The organism is Polaribacter sp. BAL334 (assembly GCF_015767435.1).
Lineage (GTDB): Bacteria > Bacteroidota > Bacteroidia > Flavobacteriales > Flavobacteriaceae > Polaribacter.
Genome location: NZ_JADWOV010000267.1, coordinates 1 through 316, shown reverse-complemented (window position 1 = coordinate 316; position 316 = coordinate 1). Strand labels below are relative to the sequence as shown.

1 protein-coding gene is annotated in these 316 nt (G+C 33.5%); it reads right to left on the bottom strand.

All coding sequences use genetic code 11. The features are described from left to right. The coding region (locus tag IU405_RS05510) for a helix-turn-helix domain-containing protein (protein WP_231749564.1) at positions 1-265 on the bottom strand (265 nt) is incomplete at its 3' end. Positions 266-316: the final 51 nt, after the last annotated feature.

Genomic DNA, 316 nt, shown 5'->3' with positions numbered 1-316 from the left:
GTTCAAGTCGTCCACCAAAACCAAGTTCAATAATTTTTTGAAGTGTCGAAATTCGAGCTTCTTTTATGTTGTTTTCAATTTTTGAAATATAGGATTTCGTTGTCCCAACTTTTTCTGCAAGTTCTTCCTGTGTCATTCCCATTTCAACACGAGTATCATGAATCAAAGCACCAATTTTAAAAGTTTCATAACCTGCATCCAATTCGTCACGCTCTTTTGTCCCACGTTTGCCGTAGTTTTTTTCTTTAAACTCTTCTAGAGTCATTAGGTTTTTATTTTTACTCATAATGAGTTCATCTATTTCAAGCGAATATAT